Source organism: Streptococcus castoreus DSM 17536, assembly GCF_000425025.1.
In the GTDB taxonomy this organism is placed as follows: domain Bacteria; phylum Bacillota; class Bacilli; order Lactobacillales; family Streptococcaceae; genus Streptococcus; species Streptococcus castoreus.
The window spans coordinates 18,480-39,701 of record NZ_AUKZ01000003.1 but is presented as its reverse complement, the minus strand read 5'-3'; the positions used below and the strand labels follow the sequence as shown (position 1 = coordinate 39,701).

At 39.3% G+C, this 21,222-nt stretch carries 21 protein-coding genes; 3 read left to right on the top strand and 18 right to left on the bottom strand.

Annotated features, from left to right (window positions below; genetic code table 11):
• Positions 1 to 33: 33 nt before the first annotated feature.
• The 6 genes from H346_RS0100215 to H346_RS0100190 form a co-directional block, all read right to left on the bottom strand.
• Positions 34 to 993, bottom strand: a complete 960-nt coding sequence (locus H346_RS0100215; RefSeq protein WP_027969285.1) for an ABC transporter substrate-binding protein — start codon at positions 991 to 993, stop codon at positions 34 to 36.
• A gap of 30 nt (positions 994 to 1,023) precedes the next feature.
• Entirely contained in the window at positions 1,024 to 1,986 is a 963-nt protein-coding gene (locus H346_RS0100210; RefSeq protein ID WP_027969284.1) for an ABC transporter substrate-binding protein, read from the bottom strand.
• 498 nt (positions 1,987 to 2,484) lie between these two features.
• On the bottom strand, positions 2,485 to 2,880 hold the full coding sequence (locus tag H346_RS0100205) for a single-stranded DNA-binding protein (RefSeq protein ID WP_027969283.1): 396 nt from the start codon (positions 2,878 to 2,880) through the stop codon (positions 2,485 to 2,487).
• A 182-nt stretch (positions 2,881 to 3,062) separates the two neighbouring features.
• On the bottom strand, positions 3,063 to 3,689 hold the full coding sequence (ytpR, locus tag H346_RS0100200; RefSeq protein WP_027969282.1) for a YtpR family tRNA-binding protein: 627 nt from the start codon (positions 3,687 to 3,689) through the stop codon (positions 3,063 to 3,065).
• Positions 3,690 to 3,706: 17 nt separating this feature from the next.
• On the bottom strand, positions 3,707 to 4,024 hold the full coding sequence (locus H346_RS0100195) for a thioredoxin family protein (protein WP_027969281.1): 318 nt from the start codon (positions 4,022 to 4,024) through the stop codon (positions 3,707 to 3,709).
• Complete coding sequence (locus H346_RS0100190) at positions 4,021 to 4,305, bottom strand: DUF4651 domain-containing protein (RefSeq protein WP_156888819.1); 285 nt, start codon at positions 4,303 to 4,305, stop codon at positions 4,021 to 4,023. Before H346_RS0100190 ends, H346_RS0100195 begins: the two co-directional genes overlap by 4 nt.
• Positions 4,306 to 4,806: 501 nt before the next feature.
• On the opposite strand from H346_RS0100190, the gene pepA reads away from it, so the two are divergent.
• The 3 genes from pepA (at position 4,807) to H346_RS10580 (ending at position 6,537) form a co-directional block, all read left to right on the top strand.
• Entirely contained in the window at positions 4,807 to 5,874 is a 1,068-nt protein-coding gene (gene pepA, locus H346_RS0100185; protein ID WP_027969279.1) for a glutamyl aminopeptidase, read from the top strand.
• Between the two features lie 96 nt (positions 5,875 to 5,970).
• A complete protein-coding gene (locus H346_RS10905) occupies positions 5,971 to 6,093 on the top strand; it encodes a hypothetical protein (protein WP_279614472.1) in 123 nt (40 codons plus the stop codon).
• 183 nt (positions 6,094 to 6,276) lie between these two features.
• Positions 6,277 to 6,537 carry a hypothetical protein gene (locus H346_RS10580; protein WP_027969278.1) on the top strand — a complete coding sequence of 87 codons (261 nt, stop codon included), beginning with the start codon at positions 6,277 to 6,279 and terminating at the stop codon, positions 6,535 to 6,537.
• A gap of 705 nt (positions 6,538 to 7,242) precedes the next feature.
• Here the strand turns inward: H346_RS10580 and H346_RS0100170 are convergent.
• From H346_RS0100170 to rpoB, 12 genes are all read right to left on the bottom strand, one after another.
• Positions 7,243 to 8,439 (bottom strand): acetate kinase, encoded by a 1,197-nt coding sequence (locus tag H346_RS0100170; RefSeq protein WP_027969277.1) that lies wholly within the window; start codon positions 8,437 to 8,439, stop codon positions 7,243 to 7,245.
• 58 nt (positions 8,440 to 8,497) lie between these two features.
• On the bottom strand, positions 8,498 to 9,451 hold the full coding sequence (locus H346_RS0100165; protein ID WP_027969276.1) for a class I SAM-dependent methyltransferase: 954 nt from the start codon (positions 9,449 to 9,451) through the stop codon (positions 8,498 to 8,500).
• Positions 9,452 to 9,521: 70 nt separating this feature from the next.
• A complete protein-coding gene (gene comGG / locus H346_RS0100160; RefSeq protein WP_027969275.1) occupies positions 9,522 to 9,887 on the bottom strand; it encodes a competence type IV pilus minor pilin ComGG in 366 nt (121 codons plus the stop codon).
• Positions 9,871 to 10,287, bottom strand: coding sequence for a competence type IV pilus minor pilin ComGF (gene comGF / locus H346_RS0100155; RefSeq protein WP_037562404.1), 417 nt, complete (start codon positions 10,285 to 10,287; stop codon positions 9,871 to 9,873). Before comGF ends, comGG begins: the two co-directional genes overlap by 17 nt.
• Before the next feature lie 4 nt (positions 10,288 to 10,291).
• Positions 10,292 to 10,531: a competence type IV pilus minor pilin ComGE gene (comGE, locus tag H346_RS0100150; protein WP_244147237.1), complete on the bottom strand. Its 240-nt coding sequence runs from the start codon at positions 10,529 to 10,531 to the stop codon at positions 10,292 to 10,294.
• Between the two features lie 7 nt (positions 10,532 to 10,538).
• Entirely contained in the window at positions 10,539 to 10,967 is a 429-nt protein-coding gene (comGD, locus tag H346_RS0100145) for a competence type IV pilus minor pilin ComGD (RefSeq protein ID WP_027969272.1), read from the bottom strand.
• A complete protein-coding gene (comGC, locus tag H346_RS0100140) occupies positions 10,942 to 11,268 on the bottom strand; it encodes a competence type IV pilus major pilin ComGC (protein WP_027969271.1) in 327 nt (108 codons plus the stop codon). Before comGC ends, comGD begins: the two co-directional genes overlap by 26 nt.
• Entirely contained in the window at positions 11,268 to 12,302 is a 1,035-nt protein-coding gene (comGB, locus tag H346_RS0100135) for a competence type IV pilus assembly protein ComGB (protein ID WP_279614474.1), read from the bottom strand. Before comGB ends, comGC begins: the two co-directional genes overlap by 1 nt.
• Positions 12,235 to 13,176, bottom strand: a complete 942-nt coding sequence (gene comGA, locus H346_RS0100130; RefSeq protein WP_027969269.1) for a competence type IV pilus ATPase ComGA — start codon at positions 13,174 to 13,176, stop codon at positions 12,235 to 12,237. The genes comGB and comGA overlap by 68 nt, the downstream gene beginning before the upstream one ends.
• Before the next feature lie 88 nt (positions 13,177 to 13,264).
• The gene (locus tag H346_RS0100125; RefSeq protein ID WP_027969268.1) at positions 13,265 to 13,630 is read right to left on the bottom strand and encodes a DUF1033 family protein; all 366 of its coding nucleotides are present in this window, start codon (positions 13,628 to 13,630) and stop codon (positions 13,265 to 13,267) included.
• Between the two features lie 126 nt (positions 13,631 to 13,756).
• Positions 13,757 to 17,407 (bottom strand): DNA-directed RNA polymerase subunit beta', encoded by a 3,651-nt coding sequence (gene rpoC, locus H346_RS0100120; RefSeq protein ID WP_027969267.1) that lies wholly within the window; start codon positions 17,405 to 17,407, stop codon positions 13,757 to 13,759.
• A 96-nt stretch (positions 17,408 to 17,503) separates the two neighbouring features.
• Positions 17,504 to 21,070 carry a DNA-directed RNA polymerase subunit beta gene (gene rpoB, locus H346_RS0100115; RefSeq protein ID WP_027969266.1) on the bottom strand — a complete coding sequence of 1,189 codons (3,567 nt, stop codon included), beginning with the start codon at positions 21,068 to 21,070 and terminating at the stop codon, positions 17,504 to 17,506.
• Between the last annotated feature and the right edge of the window lie 152 nt (positions 21,071 to 21,222).

The window sequence follows — 21,222 nt, the reverse complement described above, 5'->3', positions numbered from 1 at the left end:
TTCTCCTTAATTCATTTAATCTTGCTGTCAGTCTTAATCGGCTGACACCTTTGAAACATCAATATTGAGTGCTTTTGCCATTTTCTTATTGATGTGTAATTCCACTGTTTTTGGGTATTCAACTGCCAAGTTAGCTGGCTTTTGACCTTTTAAAATCTTAACAGCCATTTTCCCAACTTGTTTTCCAAGACTTTTATAGTTAGTGCCATAAGTCAATAAACCACCTGCATCAACCATATCGGTTGACCCACCAATAATTGGTACCTGATGAGTTACTGACAATTCCCCCAACATGGTCATGGTTGAGGCGACAGTATTATCTGTTGGCACAAAGAGGGCATCAACATCCCTCATCAAGCTGCTTGCGGCATCCTGCACATCATTTGAACTGGAAATACCTTTTTTTAATACCTTGTAACCCGCCTTAGTCATTAATTTTTCAGCTTCTATGACCTGAACTTCCGAATTGCGCTCGCTAGTTGTGTATAAAATACCAATGGTCTTTGCTTGTGGCAAAACTTGTCCAAGCAAGTCAATCTGCTTCGTAATCGGTGCTTGATCACTTGTTCCTGTTATCAAACCACCAGGTTTTTTGATACTATTAACCAAATTCGCTGATAAGGGATCTGTAACGGCTGTAAACACAATTGGGGTTTGTGTTGAAGCAACTGCTAGAGACTGAGCGGCTGGCGTTGCAATGGCTAAAACCAAATCATTTTTTGACACTAACTGTTCTGAAATGGTTTGAAGATTAGCTTGGTCTCCTTGAGCATTTTGATAATCTAAGGTTAGATTTTTTCCCTTGATGTAACCCTCATCTTCTAATGCCATCTCAAAGCCCTTACGAGCAGCAGACAAAGAATCATGCTCCATATATTGCAAAATGCCAACGTGAACCCCTTTTGAGTTAGCTAGTTGATCTTTGGTTGACCGACAGCTCACAAGAACCAAACCAGCCAACACTAAAATCATTATTTGACTTAATTTTTTCATTTCTTTCTCCTAAAATCACGAGCAGCTCTGCTACTTCCTAAAATCCTTAATCCTTTCGGCATCAATTCCTAGGCTTTTTGCCATTTCCTCATTAACTGCAATTTTAGCTTTTTGCGGCTTAACTACTTTAATAGTCGCAGCTTTTTTACCTTTAAGAATAGCTACCGCTTGTTTTCCAGCTTGTTTCCCAATCGCTTTGTAGTCCACACCTGAGGTGAAAAGCACTGCTGACAAGTAGGCATCATCACTCCCCATCGATGGAATTTTAGCTTCTTTCAAAATATCTCCGATGGTATTTGCCGTAGAGGCGACAGTATTATCTGTTGGCAGGTAAACAGCATCCACTTGACCAGCTAAACTCGTCATCACTTGCTGCACATCATTAGAGACAGTCACTGTCTTAATAAGAACGGTCACTCCCTTTTTCTCCAATGCTTTCTTGGCTGCCTTGGCTTGTATTTCTGAATTTACTTCGCTAGAATTGTAAAAAATCCCAACCGTTTTAGCTTGTGGTAAAACTTTCGTCAACAAGTCAATCTGGTCCTTAACATCTATTGCATCCGTAGAACCCGTCATATTACCACCCGGTTTATCCAATGAATCAACTAGCCCTGCTGAAACAGGATCTGTAACTGCCGTAAAGACAGCTGGTGTGTGTTGATCACTATTTAATAAAGCTTGTGCTGCCGGTGTCGCAATAGCAAAATTCAAATCATTCTTGCCTGATAGCTGCTCTACCATCGTTTGAAGATTGGCTTGGTCGCCTTGTGCATTTCGTTTCGTGATTGTAACATTCTTGCCTACCTTAAAACCGCCTTCTGATAAGGCTTCAATAAAGCCTTCACGTGCAGCATCTAAAGCAGAGTGTTCCGCATACTGAATGATGCCAATCTTAGCCGACTCATGTCCCCGATTCATTTGCTGACGACAAGCTACTAAAGACAAGGTGACAAAGCTCATAAAGGCAACTAATACTATTTTTTTAAAACCCATCTGATTTCCTCTTTCTTTTGACACAATGACACAAAAATAAGACCATCTAGAATTATCTAAATGGTCTTATACAAGTACAATGGTATAACAAATACGCGCTGTATGGTGCCCACTTAGATCTATTATCTATGTGGACAAACAACTCAAATAGCCATAGCCTCATAGATACAAACGTGATGTTTATCGTGTTTGTATCCATGACTTCCATGTCTACAAACACTATCTAAAGAAGCTATAGTAATAACGATTAGTCATCATATGAGTTGTGCTATTAGACACCATACCAGCACCTCCTGTTTTCTCTCATTTTTAATTGTTTATTATTTTAATCCTTTTTCTAAGGGGTGTCAAGACTTTTTAATCATTTTTATTATTTGTATTTTCAGTTTATTAGAAACAGTCTGATAGATAAATGGTAACTATTTCCTAAACGTTTAAAATATCAGCTATTTTTCATCCTCAAAAACAACATCTAGAGTTAGAAATAAGTGATTTATCTCAAAATGGTAGATCATCCTCTTCTAGAACCAAATCCACCAAATCATTGGATCCATTATTTTCTCTCATAGCGCGCTGAGCACGACTTTCAAGTAGTTGAAAAGACGAAGCAACAACCTCTGAAATATAGTGAACTTGTCCTTCTTTTTCATATTTTCGCGTACGAAGCTCGCCATCAATGGAAAGAAGACTCCCTTTGGTTCCATAGCTAACTAAGGTTTCCGCCAAGCGCCCCCAGACAACTACGTTGATAAAGTCCGTCTCACGCTCACTATTTTGATTTTTAAAACGTCGATTAACAGCGACACTCACTTTGGTCACCGATTTGCTATTTGGTGTCTTTACCAGTTCTGGCGTTGAAACTAATCTTCCAATCATAATCACTTTATTATACATTGATTACCTCCTTACTTTTACTATTCGAAAAAAGATTCAAAATTTGATAAAATGGAAAAATATTTTTCGGAAAATCTTATACTCAATTTAGCAAATCATAAGGAAAAAAATGAACATTGAAATTAGTAAACCATAAAAAACACGGAGATCCCGTGTTTTTTATGTGTTATTTAAGTAACCATTTAAGCTGTCCAGTGTTTTACTGCATCAAAAGCTTCTCCAACAGTTACATCAGTTGCTAACTCAATGATACCACGTACTTGTGGTGCATTAGGAAGTTCCAATTCACGTGCACTACAAAGCATTCCAAAACTATCTTCACCACGAAGTTTTCCTGGGAAAATAAGGCTACCACTTGGCATCATGGCTCCTGGAAGAGCTGCTACTGTTTTAAGACCGACAACCGCATTAGGGGCACCACAAACAATTTGAACCATCTGACCATCATTAATTTCAACTTTGCAAATACGCAAGTGGTCACTGTCTGGATGATCAACCATCTCCTTAATCTCAGCCACAACAAAAACAGGACCTACCGTACTTTCCAACTGTTCTTCAAAACCTTCCTTAGTCAACTCAACATTTAAAGTCGACACAGCCTCATCCGATAAGAAAACTTGCCCCTTTCCTTCAATATCAATCAGACTAGAAACTTCAAAAATGTTCCAAGCTAAGGTCTTTCCAGTTGTTTCTTCAAAGATACGAGCAACTTTTCCTTTACGTTCCACTTGACGATTGATGGCTTTTGTATCCTGTAAGATTACCATCAACACATCTCCAACTTGCCCTTTATTATATGCAAAAATCATTTTCTTTTCCTTCTCTTTTAATGATAGACCGCTAAAAAGGCATTGATTTCAGCCTTGGTTTTTCTTAATTTATTAACCAAACGTCCGACTTCTTTACCTTTTTCGACAACTACAAAACTAGGAATTCCCAAAATATGCCACTCTTGAGCCACTTCAATAAATTGGTCACGATTAACACGTACAAAAGTCATCCCCGTATTTTCTGCTTCAAGTTCTGGCATGACAGGATAAATAAATTGACAGTCTGGACACCAGTCTGCTGTGAAAAATAAGACTAGCTTATCCTCTGTTTCAATCAACTTGGCAAGTGCTTCATAAGATGTTGGCGTAATCATGTGTTATTCTCCTTAAAGCTAATTTGTCCCTTTTGATAAGTGTAGCGATACTGCCTACCATCTGCCATAATGACACCCCCAAAAACTTTATCTCGGCTAGCAGTAGTAGCATCAATGTATAAGACCTCAATTTGCCCCATTTTTGAAAAAAAGATACGCAAATCCCTTGTTAGTTGTTGGCGCTCTTTTTCATGATACTGCTCACTGAATATTAACCCAAGACCAAGAACAACCCCCATTCCAAGAAGTCCTGAAATAATACCTATTTTCTTTTTATCCATGTCTTTCATTCTATCATAAAAAGGTAACAATAGGCTAGCGTAAAATCAACTAAGCCTGCAAGAAATCAGACAAGCCTTATGATTTTATCACTAAAAACTTGACAATAAAGTTAAAATTAACTAAAATAAAATTACATCAATTAAGGTGCGTTTATTTTTAAATTAACCAATGCGAATTAATTGCTTTTAAAAAATGGAAGGTTTCTCTCTATGATCCCGTTATCCTTACTTTTTACCAACGAAACGACTTTTCGGGCAATTAGTGCCCTACTATTCTTATTGATAAGCCTTGGCTTTGTCATCTTAATGCTCAATTTACTTCCTAAAAAAATTATCTATCCTAGAAAGTAATGGCTTGTTCCAAAAGTCCTAAAGATCAACAGTCTTTAGGATTTTTACTTGCTCTTTAAAATCCCTAACTCATTCCTTCTAAAAAATGGTAAAATATAGGTTAGATCACAGTTTCGTACTGTTCCTTAGACTTATAAGATGGAGTAAAAAATGACCAATTTATTTTCAAAAATCAAAGAAGTAACTGAACTGGATGGTATTGCTGGCTATGAACACAGTGTCCGTGATTACTTACGTGCGAAAATCACCCCACTTGTTGACCGGGTGGAAACAGACGGACTTGGTGGAATTTTTGGGGTTAAAGATAGTAAAGCTAATCAGGCACCACGCATTCTAGTGGCCGCCCACATGGACGAAGTTGGCTTTATGGTTAAAGAAATCAAGGCAGATGGCACTCTACGCGTTGTTGAAATCGGTGGCTGGAACCCACTTGTTGTTAGTTCACAACGGTTTACCCTTTACACACGCGCTGGTCAAGCTATTCCTCTTATCTCAGGATCAGTACCTCCCCATTTTTTACGTGGGGTAAATGGCTCTGCTAGTCTACCAAATATCGAAGATATTGTGTTTGATGGTGGTTTTACGGATAAGGCAGAAGCTGAAAGCTTTGGCATTACACCGGGAGATATTATTGTCCCTCAATCTGAAACTATCCTAACAGCCAATCAAAAAAATATCATTTCAAAAGCTTGGGATAATCGCTATGGCGTTCTCATGGTAACGGAAATGCTTGAAGCTCTAAAAGGACAAGACCTTAACAACACCCTAATTGCAGGTGCTAACGTTCAAGAAGAAGTTGGTCTGCGCGGAGCCCACGTCTCAACCACCAAATTTGACCCAGAACTCTTTTTTGCCGTTGATTGCTCACCTGCCGGAGATATTTATGGTAATCCTGGAAAAATCGGAGATGGTACCTTACTACGCTTCTACGATCCCGGTCATGTTATGCTAAAAGACATGCGTGACTTCCTAATAACAACTGCCGAAGAAGCTGGTGTCAACTTCCAATATTATTGCGGCAAAGGGGGTACAGATGCCGGTGCCGCCCACCTTAAAAATGGCGGTGTCCCATCAACAACGATTGGCGTTTGCGCTCGCTACATTCACTCACATCAAAGCCTTTACGCTATAGATGATTTTATGGAGGCACAAGCTTTCCTACAAGCCATCGTGAAAAGACTTGATCGCTCAACCGTTGACTTGATTAAACAATATTAGGCAGCTGGCTAGAAAACAACTATCAATTAGCATTATTAATGTTTGAAAAATAACTACCGGGATTATCAAAAAAGGTCTTAAACATCGAATGAGATTATGACTGCTGCTTTAACCCTCAACATTCCAAAAATCGCAGAACAGTTTAAATTAGCTTATGCCCAATCATATCAACACCTGATCGACCAAGCTGACCTTGTCTTTATCAACGTTAAGTCATAGATTTGAAAGCGCATTAAACTCAAATAACCAAGCCTGTGGTAGCAAGTATTTCTCCTTAAGGATTGGATCATTAACTCATGAAAATCTCCACTTATTACAAATAATACCAAACATGAGAGTTTAACGTCTACATAACAGCGTTAACTACAAATAACTTCTAAATAGTCATTGATAACAACGTCAATGGATAGTTTTGAAACTACCTTTGAGGTTGTTGAAAAGACTTTTAGTACCTTTACTTCCTTAACAAGTTCAAACGCTGCCTGTCTTTATTTCATTACCAAAACCATAGTAAAAAGCAGTGTCAACAACTTATTAGTCAGTTCTCAAAACTCCCGCAACTGCTTAGATGTTGGTAGAAGCATCATTTATGAAAGAACCGGTCTAACACATTCCAACAACTCTGCTATTGGCAAAACCTTCGCAAAAGTAAAAAGCTTGTAGGCAATTCTACAAGCTTTTTAGCACAGATGCTTCTTATCTGCACTATTTTTTAGTGACCCAAATTAATCAAAAATAAAGAGAAATAAAAATAATAGAGCGATTATCAGAGACAAGCAATAAGCAACGTTAAGAAAAATGTTTCAATTGTCTAAAATGCCATCATTTAATCTGGCAATTTGCCATTTCTATCTTTCAGGCTCCCTACAGACTGAACATGCTCTTACCTAAAGCATAGGTTTGCCAGCCAATAAAAAATCTCTTCAACCGTTAATTAAAAAAGGTAGCTAACTTATGTGCCACTATAATGTCTCTCTTCTAGTGAAATAATGGTCCGTTTGGTCATATCCACCATCGCATCAACAAGAGGACTTTGTAGAGTTCTTAAATTTGATTGGCCATTTATCCTCACAGTATATCAAGTTAACATGACATCTGTTGCATCGTTTCGGTATATTTTTCATCAATACTACTGTTACCTCTTTTTAAATGTTTACTATTTCATTTAAAAATCAAGGAAACAAGAAAAGAAACCAAAGCTTGATGATCGTCTAATTGAATTGTCTAACCGCCTCATTTGTTACCTTAATCCTAAACAAATAGGCACTTCAGGTCCCGAACATGCACATTATGGGTTATTAAAAACCAAGTGGGATAAAGCAGCTACTTTATCCTCTACTTCGTTATCCATTCAACCGTCGTTTCCTTCTATGTTGTCTTTTTCAGACGTTCAACGTCACGCGCAATACACAATTCTTCATCTGTTGAAATAACAAGAACCTTCACTTTTGATTCAGGAGTTGAAATATCGCCACGGTAACCGAACACATTTTTCTCAGGGTCAATTTCCATACCAAACCATGACATGCCACTGATAACATCTTGACGCATCAATGGTGCATTTTCTCCCATACCAGCAGTGAAAACCAAAGCATCTGCCCCATTCAAAACAGCAAAGTATTGACCGATAAATTTCTTGATACGGTCAATGAAAATATTGTAGGCCAAAACAGCATCTGGATTTTTCTCCTGCAAACCAGCTTCAATATCACGCATATCGCTAGAAATGCCTGACACCCCACCAAGACCTGATTGTTTATTCAGCATATTCACAACATCAGTAGCATCCTTCAACTCTGGATCCTGAGCAATCAAATAAGGAATAATAGCTGGGTCAATATCACCAGAACGTGTTCCCATCATAGGACCAGCAAGTGGTGTAAAGCCCATAGAAGTATCAACAGATTGCCCATGGTAGTTAGCTGTAATTGAAACACCATTTCCGATGTGGGCAGTGATTAGTTTCAACTCTTCTAATGGACGACCTAGCATTTTAGCAGCTTCTTGTGCTACATACTGATGACTGGTTCCGTGTGCTCCATATTTACGAACCTTGTAGTCAGTGTAATATTTTTGAGGAATTGGGTAAAGGTAAGTATGTTTTTGCATGCTTGTGTGGAATGACGTGTCAAACACACAAACACTGGTAATATCTGGCAAAATATCACGGAAAGCACGAATACCTGCTGCTGCTCCAGGATTGTGAAGCGGTGCTAAAGCTGACAATTCTTCAACCTGCTCAACAACTGTGTCATCCACGACAACAGATTCTTTAAAGTATTCACCACCCGCAACGATACGGTGGCCAACACCTGTAATTTCATCATAAGCTGCAATGATGCCCAAATGAATTAAATCATTCAACAAGAGCTTAACAGCTTCTGTATGGTCTGGAATATCAAGAATTTGCTCTTCTTTTTTTCCATCATACTTAACTGTTGAAATGGAGTCCTTAAGACCAATCCGCTCAATAATCCCTTGTGCTAACACTTTTTCTTCTGGCATTTGGTAAAGTTGCCATTTTAAACTAGAACTGCCTGCATTAATTGCAATTGTCTTTGACATTTTTAACCTCTCTTGAAATCGTTTTCTGTAATGCTATTTTATTATATCAAAAAATAATTTAATTGACATTATCCTCTTTCCATCTTTTGAATTTTTCCATGAAATCTTGAATATTCTCTGCAAGTTTCAAATCACGAATCGGATAAACAAAGGTTTCAGATGGATTGTCTGTCTGTTTTTGCAACACAATAATGGATTTGGCATTGGTAAGACTTCCAAAAATAGCATCTGGCAAAGTGATCAAAGCAGCAACTTGGGCGTAGCCTTTGAGCCAATTTTTCAATAACTGACTTTGTGAACTAGTCAAAAGGTTAACTGGTGCCAGAAAAATAGCAAAGCCATTTTTTTTCAAATATTTCAAAGACTGTTCCATCAGTAAATGATGGGCATAGGTGTGTTCATCTGGACTAGAGACCTTGTAACGCTTAGCAATATCATCATTTGGATAATAGCCTACTGGTAAATCACTAATAACAAAATCACTTTCTTTCAACAATTGGGGTCTCACTGCATCCTCTTGAATAAAATGAGCTGAGGAACCCATAAGCTCTGCAATACTGGCCGATAAATCAATTAAGAGATCATCAATTTCAATACCTACATAGTCAATAGTTTTTCTAGAATTATTTAAAAGCGTTTGAGCGAGATTTCCTGTACCACTACCAATTTCAAGCACTTCTAAATAATCGTTGTCACTCAAACTTTCTAAAATGTAGAGGATAATAAAACCAATCGTATCCGGTGTAAATTGATGATTAGCTTGAAGTTTTTCGGTCTGACCTACCTTGATAAAAACAAACTGATAGACTCTACGCCACTCTTCTTTTGTTAAGTGTAACGCTTTTAACTTTTCATTATTTTTAGCAACTTGAGGACTTGCTCCTTCCGCACCTAGATAGAAAGCATTCTGCTCAATAATCGCATCGTAAATATGTGTTTTTAGATCATTTTCTATCAACTGGCTATTCTCTAAAAGTAACTGATAGGCTTCTTCAATTTTTTCAAAATTCATACCCCTATCATATCAAATTCCCCTTGAAATGAAAAGAACCGCAATCCTAACGGCTACAAGGCTAGCATGATCAATTTTCTTTTTGATATTTCTTGTCAATCGTTACATTTGCTTGCTGACTTTCAGGATAGAGAGGGGAATAATTAAATTGATGATGGCTCGTTTGATCAAGTGCGACCGTAATAACAAGTTGATCTTTTTGACAGCGATAGGTAGCCTGCCCCTCTTTAAAAAATAGGTGTCCTGAACCTTGAACACGACTTTGATGAATCATTTCTGCCATTAATCTAGCCTTCACATAAGCCCTTTGAGCTTGGTATTCCTTATGGAGATGAGTTGTTTGGTAAAGATAAAGCTGCAAAACCAGCAGAAAAACAGAAGCCATAAACATCGCATACAAGAGGATACCAGCTTTAAGATTAGTTTTGAAATGCATAATAGAAGGTCCTTTCCAAACCACTTTTCCATGTTAAGCTTATGCTAATTTGTGATTGATCTGCCTTAATTTGACTACTAGATAGACCAAACAACATCGGTTGATAGCCCTGCCCATTACTGGCTGTCTTACGAAAATCATGGCTTTTGAACTGACCAAACACCAAAATTTTCTTTCCTTTCTCAATATAAAGTTTATTTTTCTCAACCTTATAAAATCTTGCTTCGCTTAATTCTTCCCGTAATTGTTGTGAAAATAAGAGCCAGTTGTCCTGATCATTATTAGCAAGGTAATGACTATGTCTTATCATATTTTTCGTTAACCCCTGATAAACCAAAAGCGACCCTGAAACAACGATTAAAGCAACTAAAGATTCTAACAAAGTAAAAGCTTTTATCATCCACTTATTTTTTATCAATCCGAATTATCTCTCCTTCATTATCTCGAATGCTTAACTGGTTTTCTGTGGCTGAAACAGTGATATGACACCCATTAAGATGCAATTCTTTTTGCCTTGTCTGCACAGCCATTAGAGCCACAGTCAGTCTTTCTTGTTGTTTACGGCAATGATTCAGACGCATTTGGCTTTGATGCAAACTGGTTAAAACTAGAATAACAATTGAAAAAAGAATTCCTGTCGCCACCAAACTTTCAAGAACTATGTACGCTTCGACTCGTTTTTTGATAATTTCCACTCCCTAGATAAAATTGATAAGTGATTTGTTGATCCCCCTTTTCAAAATAAATTTTTGCCAACGAATGATTCCCTCCTCTCTGATCAAGCACCAAACGTTGACTTGTTTTTACCTTAATAGACTCTGGTATCCTTAAAAGGGCATCTTTTGCTTCAACTTGCTTTAAAGATACTGTCAAAATTCGCTTCTCTTGATGTAAAATAGCTAATTTTTGTTGATGACGATAAAGGTATTCAAAACGCGTGAAAAAGAGATTTTCTTGAATCATCTTGTAACTACTCGTGACTGGTAGGGATAACCCGATTAAAACAAATGACATCACAAATAGGCTAAACAGAGTTTCAAGCAAAGTAAATGCTTCAACGTTTAAGTTTTGATTTTTCATTTTTATGTTTCGCATAATATTCCTGATAGGCTTTTTCCTGTTTGTCTGTGATGCTACCATCATTTTTTAGCTGGCTCAAACTCGGTTTTTCTCCTTGAGACAATTCATAAAGCTCTGCCTGATTCTCCACTAATTTGACAACTGCTGCGTTGCTTGTCTCGGTAACTCTATCTTTTTGCTTGCTTAAATTCGGTACAAATAACAGCATCAATACACTAATCACAAGAATCACTAATAACATTTCCAGAAGTGTGAAACCTTTTAGATGATATTTCTGCAAATTATTCCATTTCCGTATCATTAAAAAATGCCTCCCATATTTTGATAAATTGGTAATAAGATTGCTGCATAAATCACAACAATAATAAGTGCAACAACTAAAAAGATTGCTGGTTGAATAAATTGGGTCACTTGGTTAAGTTGACTAAAAAAGCTAGTCCAACTTTCTTGCGCATAAATTTCTAACTCACTGCCAAGTTTTGATTTAATTTCGCCGTATTCGATCATTAAACTTAATTCTTTCTTAAAGAAAGGATAGGTAGCTATTTTGGTGTGAAAAGCTTCTCCTGCAAGGAGACTCTTTTTAATATCCTCAGCAAGTTCTTGCATTAACAAGGATTTTTCAGTTGCCATAATAGCCAAAATAGTATTTAACTCAAGCCCCTGACCCATCAAAGTTCCCCACTCTCTGGCATAGTAGGCTGTCAAATATTGCCGCAAAAATTTCCCTAAAAAAGGATAAGCACTCAAATGACTAAAAAATTTTAAGCGGCTTTGAGAATGCCATTTCAAGTAATAGATTCCCCAAAGCAATGGTATTAACAAACTTCCCCCAAAGAAAAAAAGGGGGAAATTGTTTAGAAAATAGGTTAGGCTGTTTTGAACATCTAACTGTGGCACCAAATAATGTCTGAGCCCCAACATGATGACAAAGAGAAAAAGCAAAAGAATAATAGGATAGGTGATAACTTCAATGGTTTTTCTTTGTATGTGACTCATCTGTTTAAGGTAAATTTGGAGTTTTGCTAACGTTGTCTTAATATCTCCGTGATTGTCTGCCAAGCTAATCTGTGTAAGGATGGCATCTGAAAAACCAAAACCTGCTAACATGTCCGCCAAGCCCTGACCCTTTAACAGTGCCTCTTGCATACTAAGGATATAAGATTGACGCAGAAGCTGGCTTTTCATTAAAAATGCAATGATTTCTGACAGATTAAAGCCATTTGATAAAAGATTAAACAATAATTGAATCATCTTTTGCTGGTCTTTACGAGATAATTTTTTCAAGCCTTGCTTGTTTCGGACTGATATGTCCTGCTGCAAGAAGCTGATCAATTTGGCAATTCCACTGGTCTGGCGAATACGTTTCAAACCCTTTTTTAGTATAGTCAATTAAAGCTCCTCCACTAATAAATCGTTGATAAGCAATCATTGCCAAGCAATTTGCCAATTCTGCTCTAGTAACTCCCAACTCTAACAATCTGGCATAAACACCGGCAATACTTTTAGCATGGACGGTTGAAAAGACAATAGCACCCGTCAAACTGGCTCTAATCACCGCCCTCGCTGTTTGGCTATCTCGAATTTCACCAATGACCAAAACATCTGGTCTATGGCGTAGAGATAGCTTAATCAGATTATCGTAGGTCATGTCAATGCTATTGTTGACCTGTAACTGCAAAGCCTGTTCATTTTTTATCTCTACTGGATCTTCAATACTAATGACTTGAGCCTCTCTAAACTGATTGTCAATCAGTTGATGCATCAAGGTCGTTTTCCCCGAACCAACAGGTCCCGCAAATAAGTATAATCCTCGACCACCAACCTGTTTTGCTACTTTTGTCATGCCATCAAACCAATAATGCAATTCTTTTTTCTGATGATGGAGCAAGCGAATCACCAAGCTTTCTTGCCCTCGGTAGTCTCCAACGCTAGATAAACGTAGAGATAGGCACATATCTTCATCAAGTTCATAATCGCAAGAGCCAAGCTGACAGCGCCGTCTTTCTCCAACAGTCATTCCTGCAACAAATTTAAAGTGACTAATAAGATGAGCCATCCGATCACTCCTATAAACACCTATCAATCTCCTTTCATCACCTATTCTCATAAAAAGGTCATACTGGTTTGTTTTCGGTAAAATATAAATGTCTTGAGCCTGAAGTTGCTCTGCCTGTTTAAGAATTGTTTTTGCTAATGTTTGTACCATAATGACCTCCTCAATTAATTATTCGTAAATCAAAAAAGAGAATCTCACTTTTGTGACATTCTCTCTTCTTTTTTCGTTTTGGAAAAGGTTATAAGTTCAATTGACAGATATAAGTGGTTTGAGACAAGTCATTTCGCTGTTCAAAATCAGAAACATAGTGCGTACTAGGGATAATGTCCCTGTTTTTCAGCAATAAAATGGAATGGTATTGTTGTAACATATCATCACAATCCTCGCACCATCTCGTATCCTTTTTCTCCCAAAAAGTTGCTAATAAACTCTTCTGACTGTGGTAGCTTGGAAATTGTCGTTTCATGCACTGCCATTCTTGCTCAAAATAAGCAAGAGCTTCCTGCCAATTATCGAATTGTTTTTCTTCTACAATGTCATCTTGCCACCCGTCTAGAAACCACCAAGGCTCCCAATCGCCATACATTTTTATCACTTGATACATAACACCTATTCCTCTTATGCCTATTATAGCTAAATAATAGGGATTTTGAAAAATATCTGCTCATACTAGTTAGACTACAGTCCCTTTTTCATGAAAAAAGGGAGCCATACAGGCTCCTTTTAGTATTTAAATTGTTATTTCTGCTTCAGTGACAGGAGCTATTTCTTCTGACACATCTGCATTGTCAATGACTTCAATTTCATTAATGGCTTGTGGTTCAATATTACGGTAACGTGCCATACCAGTACCAGCTGGAATGATCTTACCAATGATAACATTTTCTTTAAGACCAAGAAGATGGTCTTTCTTACCACGGATCGCAGCATCTGTAAGGACACGCGTCGTTTCTTGGAAGGATGCAGCTGACAAGAATGAATTGGTCTCAAGAGAAGCCTTAGTGATACCCATAAGGACTGGACGTGATGTCGCAGGAATCCCACCAGAGATAACAATATCTTTGTTAGCATCTGTAAAGTCTGCAATATCAAGAAGCGTTCCTGGAAGAAGATCCGTATCTCCTGGATCCATCACACGGACTTTACGAAGCATTTGGCGAACCATTACCTCAACGTGTTTATCTCCGATTTCTACCCCTTGACTACGGTAAACCTTTTGCACTTCTGCAAGCAAGTAAGTTTCTACAGACAAGGTATCACGAACTTCAAGGAGATGTTTAGGTTGGATCGACCCTTCTGTAAGAGCAGCTCCACGGTTTACTTCATCACCAACTTCAACCTTCATACGTGCTGTAAATGGCACCACATATTCACCTTTACCAGTTTTCCCTTGAACGTAAACTTTCTTAGTACGTGTTGACGCATCTTCTTCGATCTCAACAACATTACCTTTCACCTCAGTAATGACCGCTTCTCCTTTAGGATTACGCGCTTCAAAAATTTCTTGGATACGAGGAAGACCTTGTGTAATGTCGGTATTTGAGGCTACACCACCCGTGTGGAAAGTACGCATGGTAAGCTGTGTTCCAGGTTCACCGATAGATTGGGCAGCGATGGTACCAACTGCTTCACCAACTTCAACGGCATCACCAGTTGCAAGGTTGATACCATAACAGTGACGGCAGACACCATGACGAGTCGCACAGGTAAATACTGAACGGATGGTAACTTCTTCAACACCTGCATCAACAATCTTACGAGCCATGTCTTCAGTGATTAATTGATCAGCACCAATCAAGACTTCACCAGTTTCAGGGTGTTTGACTGATTTGCGAGTATAACGACCTTGAAGACGTTCTTCAAGTGTTTCTGTCACTTCTTTTCCATCTGTGATTGCACGAATAAGAAGCCCACGGTCAGTACCACAATCATCTTCACGAATAATCACATCTTGGGCAACGTCAACCAAACGACGAGTCAGATAACCTGAGTCAGCTGTTTTAAGGGCCGTATCGGTCATCCCTTTACGTGCACCGTGGGTTGAGAAGAACATTTCCAAAACGCTCAAACCTTCACGGAAGTTTGACAAGATAGGAAGTTCCATGATACGTCCATTAGGAGCAGCCATCAACCCACGCATACCGGCAAGCTGTGAGAAGTTAGAGATATTACCACGGGCTCCCGAGTCCATCATCATAACGATTGGGTTCTTAGGATCTTGTGTTTCAATCAGACGTTTTTCAAGAGCTTCCTTAGCTTCACGCCATGTCGTTGTAACGGCAACATAACGATCGTCATCAGTCATCAAACCACGACGGAAAGCCTTGTTAATTTCTTCAACACGATGGTGAGCAGCATCAATGATTTCTGCCTTGTTATCAATAACTGGAATATCAGCGATACCTACTGTCAACCCCGCAAGAGTTGAATGATAATAACCAAGATCTTTCAGACGGTCAAGGAAGGCTGAGGTTTCAGTCGTTCGGAAACGTTTGAAAGTTTCAGCAATGATACTCCCAAGATTTTTCTTCTTGAAGGGCACGTTAATCTCCAAACGATCAATTACCTCTTGGATTTTCTGTCCAGGTTCAAGGAAATATTTATCTGGTGTTCCTTCTGTCAAATTTGCATTATTTGGCTCTTGGAGGTAAGGAAGGTCCTCTGGCATGATGTCGTTAAACAAAATCTTACCAACAGTTGTCACCATGATTTTATGTTTTTGGCTATCTTTCCAAGGTTTATTTGGCATGCTGTCAACAGCGATACCAACACGGCTATGAAGGTGAGCATACCCATTACGGTAAGCCATCACAGCTTCATCTTTATCCTTGAAGATCATGCCTTCACCTTCACGACCAGCATCTTCCATAGTGAGATAATAGTTACCCAAAACCATATCCTGAGATGGGGTAACCACAGGTTTACCATCTTTAGGGTTAAGGATATGTTCTGCCGCAAGCATCAAAAGACGAGCTTCAGCTTGTGCTTCTTCGGAAAGTGGCACGTGGATGGCCATTTGGTCCCCGTCAAAATCGGCATTATAAGCTTCACACACAAGCGGGTGCAAGCGAAGAGCCTTACCGTCAATAAGAACTGGCTCAAAAGCTTGAATACCAAGTCGGTGAAGGGTAGGTGCACGGTTAAGGAGAACTGGGTGTTCTTTGATCACATCTTCTAGAATATCCCAGATACGTTCATCACCACGTTCAACCATACGTTTAGCGGCTTTCACGTTACCAGCAAACTCACGTGCAACAATTTCACGCATCACAAATGGTTTAAAGAGTTCAATTGCCATTTCACGTGGTACACCACATTGGTACATTTTAAGGGTTGGACCAACAGCGATAACGGAACGACCTGAGAAATCAACACGTTTACCAAGCAAGTTTTGGCGGAAACGTCCTTGTTTCCCTTTAAGCATGTGGCTCAAAGATTTCAACGGACGGCTACCCGGTCCAGTAATGGGACGACCACGACGACCATTATCAATCAGTGCATCAACCGCTTCTTGAAGCATCCGTTTTTCGTTTTGAACGATGATGCCTGGTGCATTTAGTTCCAACAAACGAGCCAAGCGATTGTTACGATTAATCACACGACGATACAAGTCATTCAAATCTGATGCTGCAAAACGACCACCATCTAATTGAACCATCGGACGAAGATCCGGTGGAATAACTGGCAAGATATTTAGGACCATCCATTCTGGTTTATTACCCGATTTATGAAAAGCATCTAGCACGTCCAAACGACGAACTGCTTTAATCCGTTTTTGCCCTGAAGCAGATTTCAATTCCTCTTTCAATTCAGCAATTTCAGCAACCAAATCAACGCGTTTCAAGAGATCCTGAATCGCTTCAGCACCCATTTTCGCAACAAATGAGCCATAACCATATTCTTGGATTTTTTCACGGTATTCGCGTTCCGTTAATAATGATTTTGGTTCAAGCGGTGTATCCATTGGGTCAATGACCACATAAGCCGCAAAATAAATGACTTCTTCCAGAGAGCGTGGGCTCATATCAAGTGTCAATCCCATACGAGATGGAATGCCTTTGAAGTACCAGATATGTGATACCGGAGCTTTCAATTCAATGTGACCCATACGTTCACGACGAACTTTAGCACGAGTGACTTCAACACCACAACGGTCACACACGATACCTTTATAACGGATACGTTTGTATTTCCCACACGCACATTCCCAATCTTTTGTCGGACCAAAAATAACTTCGTCAAAAAGCCCTTCACGTTCTGGCTTTAATGTACGGTAGTTGATTGTTTCAGGTTTTTTAACTTCACCATAAGACCATGAGCGGACTTTACTTGGCGAGGCTAATGTGATTTGCATACTTTTAAAACGATTTACGTCAACCACTAGTTTTACCTTTCTGCCTTTGATGACTTTACTAATATTAGAGCAGGTTCACCCTGCCCTAAACCAGTAAATAATGATTTAATAAGAATTGATTACTTATTTTTCTTCAGTTAATTCAAAAACCTCTTGAGTTTCTTGAACTTGTTTTTCACGCGCTTTTTCAAGATCGTCAACGTGCATCACATCATCGTCCTCACCCTCATCAAGGTCACGAAGTTCGACTTCATTGTCATCTTCGTCAAGGACACGCATGTCAAGACCAAGTGATTGCAATTCTTTGACAAGAACGCGGAAGGATTCTGGAACACCTGGTTTTGGAATTGGCTTCCCTTTGGTAATCGCTTCATAAGCTTTCAAACGTCCAGTGACATCATCTGACTTATAAGTCAAGATTTCTTGGAGAACATTTGATGCACCATATGCCTCAAGTGCCCAAACCTCCATCTCACCGAAACGTTGCCCACCAAATTGTGCTTTACCACCAAGTGGTTGTTGAGTAACGAGTGAATATGGTCCTACTGAACGGGCATGGAGTTTATCATCAACCATGTGGTGGAGTTTAATCATATACATAACACCAACCGACACACGGTTGTCAAATGGTTCACCAGTACGACCGTCGTAAAGAACTGTTTTGGCATCTGAGTCCATGCCAGCTTCACGAACAGTTTCCCAAAGATCTTCAGAACTCGCCCCGTCAAAGACTGGTGTCGCAATATGGATGCCCAAGTTACGAGCAGCCATACCCAAGTGAAGTTCCATAACCTGACCGATATTCATCCGTGAGGGCACCCCAAGAGGATTCAACATAATGTCAACAGGAGTTCCGTCTGGTAAGTATGGCATGTCTTCCACAGGAACAATACGCGAAACGACACCCTTGTTCCCGTGACGACCCGCCATTTTATCTCCGACCTTGATTTTACGTTTTTGAGCAATATATACTCGCACAAGCATGTTAACGCCTGATTGTAATTCATCTCCATTAGCACGGGTAAAGATTTTCACATCACGAACGATACCATCACCACCATGAGGTACACGAAGTGAGGTATCACGCACTTCACGTGATTTATCGCCAAAAATAGCATGCAAAAGACGTTCTTCAGCAGAGAGATCTTTTTCCCCTTTAGGAGTCACTTTCCCAACAAGAATATCGCCTTCCTTAACCTCCGCACCAATACGGATAATTCCCATACCATCAAGGTCTTTGAGGGCTTCTTCACCAACGTTTGGCACCTCACGCGTAATTTCCTCAGGTCCAAGCTTTGTATCACGTGTCTCTGATTCAAATTCTTCCAAGTGAACAGAAGTATAAACATCTTCTTTCACAAGACGTTCACTCATGATAACAGCATCCTCGAAGTTATAACCTTCCCAAGTCATGTAGGCAACGACTGGGTTTTGTCCAAGTGCCATTTCACCGCTTTCCATAGATGGACCATCAGCAATAAAGTCCCCTTTTTCAACAAGGTCACCCACTTTAACAAGAGTTCGTTGATTATAAGCAGTTCCTGAGTTTGAACGGCGGAATTTTGTGATGTGGTAAACATCAAGCGAACCATTTTTACAACGTACTTCAACTTTTTCAGCATCTGAAAAGACGACTTTACCATCGTGCTTAGCAATAACTGCGGCACCAGAATCGTGAGCAGCTTGGTATTCCATACCAGTACCAACAAATGGTGCTTTAGGATCAATCAATGGCACGGCTTGGCGTTGCATGTTGGCACCCATAAGAGCACGGTTGGAGTCATCGTTTTCTAAGAAAGGAATACATGCTGTCGCCACAGCAACTACCTGCTTTGGAGAAACATCAACAAAATCAACAATACTTGAAGAGAATTCTTGGTTATTCCCCTGATGACGCCCCATAACGATTTCTTCGGCAAATGTGCCGTCTTTATTCAGTTTAGAATTTGCTTGTGCAACAGTGTACTCGTCTTCCTCATCAGCGGTCAACCAAACAATCTCGTTTGTAACTCTACCAATTACACGATCAACTCTACGATATGGTGTCTGGATAAAACCATATTTATTAAGATGCCCAAATGAAGACAAGTTGTTAATCAAACCGATATTTGGACCTTCAGGTGTTTCAATCGGACACATGCGACCGTAGTGAGTATAATGCACGTCACGAACTTCATATCCAGCACGGTCACGCGTCAAACCGCCAGGTCCTAAGGCTGATAAACGACGTTTGTGAGAAAGCTCAGACAATGGGTTATGTTGATCCATGAACTGTGACAACTGTGATGACCCAAAGAATTCTTTAACAGCTGCTGTTACAGGACGAATATTAATGATTTGTTGTGGTGTCAAGACGTCATTATCTTGAACAGACATCCGCTCACGCACATTACGTTCCATACGCGCAAGACCAATACGGAATTGATTGGCAAGCAATTCACCAACAGCACGAATACGACGATTACCTAAGTGATCAATATCATCAACTTTTCCAAGACCTTCTGAAAGGTTAAGGAAGTATGACATCTCTGCTAAAATATCTGCCGGTGTCAACGCACGAACTTTATCATCTGGATTCGCATTACCAACAATGGTTACCACGCGATCAGGATCAATTGGAGACACAACCTTGAATTTTTGAAGAACAACTGGTTCTGTAAGCACTGCATAATCATTTGGCGTGTACACAAATTTATTCAAATCACCGTCAAGGTGTTCTTCAATAGATTCGATCACACTACGTGTCATCTCAGTTCCTGCTTCAACCAAGATCTCGCCTGTCTCAGCATCGACAAGGTTTTCGGCAATAATTTGGTTTAAGAGACGCGTCTTGATGTTTAATTTTTTATTAACTTTGTAGCGCCCTACAGCAGCTAGGTCGTAGCGACGTGCATCAAAGAAACGAGCAACCAAAAGACTACGCGAACTATCAGCCGTTTTAGGTTCACCTGGTCTTAAACGCTCATAAATCTCTTTAAGCGCTTCGTCTGTACGAGAATCGCTTGGATTTTTGTGAATATCTTTTTCGATGGTATTACGAACAAGATCACTATCTCCAAAAATATCTACAATTTCATCGTCACCTGAGAATCCAAGAGCACGAACCAGGGTTGTGAATGGAATTTTACGTGTACGGTCAATACGAGTGTAGGCAATATCCTTTGAATCCGTTTCAAGCTCTAGCCAAGCACCTCGGTTAGGAATAACAGTTGATCCATAACCTACCTTACCATTTTTATCAACCTTATCATTGAAATAAACTCCGGGAGAGCGAACCAACTGGGAAACAATGATCCGTTCCCCACCGTTGATAATGAAGGTTCCCATTTCAGTCATGATTGGAAAATCACCAAAAAAGACTTCTTGTGTTTTGATCTCACCCGTTTCTTTATTCACCAAGCGGAATGTTACAAAAATTGGTGCAGAGTAACTTGCATCATGGATACGCGCTTCTTCAAGGGTATATTTAGGCTCTTTGAATTCATAACCAACAAATTCAAGTTCCATAGTATCTGTAAAGTTTGAAATTGGAAGTACATCTTCAAAGACTTCTTTCAAACCTGTATCTAGGAAATCTTGGAATGAGTCAGTTTGAATTTCAATCAAATTTGGTAAATCAAGAACTTCTTTGATTCTTGAAAAGCTACGACGTGTACGGTGTTTCCCGTATCGAACTTCATGTCCTGCCAAGTTTTTAACTCCTTCTTCTTTTTAAGCTTTGCTTTTTGAGCAAATTGCAACTATGTTATCATTTGTCCTCGATGTGAATTTTTAGAATCTTTAAATATGGATTAAGAATTCTTTCCCTCCTAAAAATAGGCACAAAAAGAGCAGCTAAATCT

Excerpts from the sequence above, each read along its gene's own strand:
- H346_RS0100170 (WP_027969277.1), bottom strand. The coding sequence starts at position 8,439 with ATGTCAAAGACAATTGCAATTAATGCAGGCAGTTCTAGTTTAAAATGG.
- H346_RS0100165 (WP_027969276.1), bottom strand. The coding sequence starts at position 9,451 with ATGAATTTTGAAAAAATTGAAGAAGCCTATCAGTTACTTTTAGAGAAT.
- H346_RS10905 (WP_279614472.1), top strand. The coding sequence starts at position 5,971 with ATGACTGCTGCTTTAACCCTCAACATTCCAAAAATCGCAGAACAGTTT.
- pepA (WP_027969279.1), top strand. The coding sequence starts at position 4,807 with ATGACCAATTTATTTTCAAAAATCAAAGAAGTAACTGAACTGGATGGT.
- H346_RS0100190 (WP_156888819.1), bottom strand. The coding sequence starts at position 4,305 with ATGGATAAAAAGAAAATAGGTATTATTTCAGGACTTCTTGGAATGGGG.
- comGA (WP_027969269.1), bottom strand. The coding sequence starts at position 13,176 with ATGGTACAAACATTAGCAAAAACAATTCTTAAACAGGCAGAGCAACTT.
- H346_RS0100210 (WP_027969284.1), bottom strand. The coding sequence starts at position 1,986 with ATGGGTTTTAAAAAAATAGTATTAGTTGCCTTTATGAGCTTTGTCACC.
- comGD (WP_027969272.1), bottom strand. The coding sequence starts at position 10,967 with ATGAAAAATCAAAACTTAAACGTTGAAGCATTTACTTTGCTTGAAACT.
- ytpR (WP_027969282.1), bottom strand. The coding sequence starts at position 3,689 with ATGATTTTTGCATATAATAAAGGGCAAGTTGGAGATGTGTTGATGGTA.
- H346_RS0100195 (WP_027969281.1), bottom strand. The coding sequence starts at position 4,024 with ATGATTACGCCAACATCTTATGAAGCACTTGCCAAGTTGATTGAAACA.
- H346_RS10580 (WP_027969278.1), top strand. The coding sequence starts at position 6,277 with ATGGATAGTTTTGAAACTACCTTTGAGGTTGTTGAAAAGACTTTTAGT.
- H346_RS0100125 (WP_027969268.1), bottom strand. The coding sequence starts at position 13,630 with ATGTATCAAGTGATAAAAATGTATGGCGATTGGGAGCCTTGGTGGTTT.
- H346_RS0100205 (WP_027969283.1), bottom strand. The coding sequence starts at position 2,880 with ATGTATAATAAAGTGATTATGATTGGAAGATTAGTTTCAACGCCAGAA.
- comGF (WP_037562404.1), bottom strand. The coding sequence starts at position 10,287 with ATGATAAAAGCTTTTACTTTGTTAGAATCTTTAGTTGCTTTAATCGTT.
- H346_RS0100215 (WP_027969285.1), bottom strand. The coding sequence starts at position 993 with ATGAAAAAATTAAGTCAAATAATGATTTTAGTGTTGGCTGGTTTGGTT.
- comGG (WP_027969275.1), bottom strand. The coding sequence starts at position 9,887 with ATGCATTTCAAAACTAATCTTAAAGCTGGTATCCTCTTGTATGCGATG.
- comGC (WP_027969271.1), bottom strand. The coding sequence starts at position 11,268 with ATGATACGGAAATGGAATAATTTGCAGAAATATCATCTAAAAGGTTTC.